Consider the following 2988-nt stretch of genomic DNA (forward strand, 5'->3'; position numbering starts at 1 on the left):
TAAATGATTAGGTGAAATTCATCATTCTCAATTCCTTATTCGATATTCGTTATTCAATCAAGTCAATTTTATTCGAAAAGATTTACTAAACGTACTGCTCCACAAGACTTATTAAAGTATTGGCATCTTGCTGACCTGTTTGGCGCCATTTCATTTCGCCATTTTTATAGATAATAAATGTGGGATTTCCCTTGATTCTAAGGGCGGCTGCCAGGGTTTCATTTTTAGAAACATCTATTTTAACAACTTTTGCCTTATCACCTAAAGCTGCTGCTACATCTCTAAGGATGGAGTGCAAATTTGTACTCTCTCCTTCCCAGTCTGCATAAAAATCAATTAGTGTGGGGGTCTTTGATCCAATTAATTCTCCAAACTTAGTCATACTGAAGTTTTTAAGTCTATACTTACAAATATAACATTTTATCTCAACAACAATTGTAATGTCCAAAAAATTAACGATTTAGCAATAAACTGAATATTATTTCAAAGCGCAATCACAAATTTGTACTTTTACAATGATCTAAACTATTTCTAAATGTCAGCACAAAAAAGACTTTTTTTACTGGATGCTTTTGCTCTTATTTTCAGGGGCTACTATGCTTTTATCAAAAACCCAAGAATCAATTCGAAAGGAATGGATACTTCAGCCATTATGGGGTTTACCAATTCTCTTTTAGATGTTATAAGACGCGAGAAGCCTGACCATTTAGCAGTTGCTTTTGACAAGGGTGGATCTCATATCAGAACGGAAGCTTTTCCGGAATACAAAGCCAACAGACAGGAAACTCCCGAAGCAATCAAAATTGCCGTACCCTATATACACGAAATCCTTAAAGCCATGCATATCCCGATTGTTGAAGTCGAAGGTTTTGAGGCGGATGATTTAATCGGAACCCTATCCGTTCAGGCAGAAAAGGCCGGATATAAAACTTTTATGGTAACTCCAGATAAGGATTTTGCACAATTAGTAACAGACAATGTGGTGATGTATCGTCCTGCAAGGATGGGAAATGGCATAGAGATTTGGGATGTTGAAAAAGTAAAGGAAAAATTTGAAATCGAAGATCCTAAACAAGTCATTGACTTTCTTGGAATGATGGGGGATTCTGTGGATAATATTCCTGGCCTGCCAGGTGTTGGCGAAAAAACGGCTAAAAAGTTCCTCAAAGCCTATGGCAGTATGGAGGGCTTGTTTGAAAATACCCATGAATTGAAAGGTAAAATGAAGGAAAAAGTAGAGAACAATAAGGAATTGGGGCTTTTGTCAAAAGAACTGGCCACGATCATCCTCGATTGTCCTGTTGAATTTCACGAAGAAGACTTTGAACTAAATACACCGGATTTTAAAAAGGTAACCGAAATATTTCAAGATTTGGAATTCAGAAGATCACTTGAAAATTTAAATCGGATCTTTAAAATTGAGCCAACTACAGAAACTTCAGTAGCGAAGGCAGCTGACCAATCTTCCAGCCAAGATTCAGATAGCGGGCAGCAACTTGATATGTTCTCCACAGGTGGAGAGTCTGCGGGCAATTCTAATGCTATTGGTGGCTATACGAATTCTGATACTCAGGATCATTTATATCAATTTGTAAATACCGCATTTTCGCAAGAGCTGTTACTTAAAAAGTTGCTCAATCAAACATCTGTCTGTTTTGACACTGAAACTACAAGTCTTAATACCTTGGAGGCGAAATTAGTCGGCATTGCTTTTTCTTATGAAAAAGGAAAGGGATATTATGTTCCCGTTCCAGAGGATCAAAACCAGGCACAGGAAGTACTGGAACGATTTAAACCTTTCTTCTTAAATGAGGCTATTCAGAAAATAGGTCAGAACCTGAAGTATGATATCAAGGTCTTGAAAAACTACGGAATGGAGGTCAAGGGACCATTGTTCGATACAATGATTGCACATTACCTGATAAATCCTGACATGAGACATAATATGGAGGTCTTATCAGAGACTTATCTTCATTACAGCCCTATACCTATAGAAACACTTATCGGAAAAAAAGGTAAGAATCAAGGCTCAATGAGAGACGTTCCTTTAGAACAACAAACTGAATACGCTGTTGAAGACGCTGATGTTACGCTGCAATTAAAATTACTTTTTGAAAAAGAACTTGATAAAAACAAATTAACGAAACTTTTTAGTGACATTGAAATTCCTTTGGTACAGGTGTTGGCTTCTATGGAAATGGAAGGCATTAATTTAGATGAAGATTATTTGAAATCATTATCAACAGATCTAAATACAGATATTGAGGCGCTGGAAAAACTAATTTATGAAGAAGCCGACACAGATTTTAACCTGGCTTCTCCCAAACAACTGGGAGTAGTTCTTTTTGAAAAAATGAAGTTGGTCGAAAAACCAAAAAAGACCAAAACAGGGCAATATGCCACTGGTGAAGAAATTTTATCAAAACTAGCAGAAAAACATGCCATTGTAAAGAACATTCTCGAATGGCGAGGACTGGTGAAACTAAAAAACACCTATGTCGACTCCTTGCCAAATGAAGTAAACAAAGATTCAGGAAGAATTCATACTACCTATAGTCAAACCGTTGCAGCAACTGGAAGGTTGAGTTCCAACAATCCCAATCTGCAAAACATACCTATTAGAACAGAGCGTGGTAAACAGGTGAGAAAAGCCTTTGTTCCGCGAGATGAGAACTACACCCTTTTGGCAGCTGATTATTCTCAGATCGAACTGAGATTAATTGCCGAAATGAGTGGAGATGAAGAAATGAAATCATCCTTTATCAGAGGTGAAGATATTCATAGGTCTACGGCTGCCAAGGTTTTTCAAGTTGACCTGAATGAAGTAACAAGAGAACAAAGAAGTTATGCCAAAACAGTGAACTTTGGTATCATATATGGAGTTTCAGCCTTTGGGCTAAGTCAACAAACTGATTTGAGCCGATCTGAGGCGAAGGAATTGATTGAAACCTATTACGAAACCTACCCTACCCTGAAATCTTATATTGC

2 protein-coding genes are annotated in these 2988 nt (G+C 37.2%); one reads left to right on the top strand and one right to left on the bottom strand.

Annotated features, from left to right (window positions below):
- Positions 1-85: 85 nt before the first annotated feature.
- Positions 86-382: a thioredoxin family protein gene (locus tag ACR2MV_RS13790; protein WP_434022582.1), complete on the bottom strand. Its 297-nt coding sequence runs from the start codon at positions 380-382 to the stop codon at positions 86-88.
- A 153-nt stretch (positions 383-535) separates the two neighbouring features.
- Between ACR2MV_RS13790 and polA the strand changes: the two genes are divergently transcribed.
- Positions 536-2988, top strand: a 2453-nt coding sequence (polA, locus tag ACR2MV_RS13795) for a DNA polymerase I (RefSeq protein WP_434022584.1), incomplete at its 3' end; no start/stop codon positions are given.

Origin of the sequence: Lutimonas sp., assembly GCF_051011215.1 — a bacterium.
Lineage (GTDB): Bacteria > Bacteroidota > Bacteroidia > Flavobacteriales > Flavobacteriaceae > Lutimonas.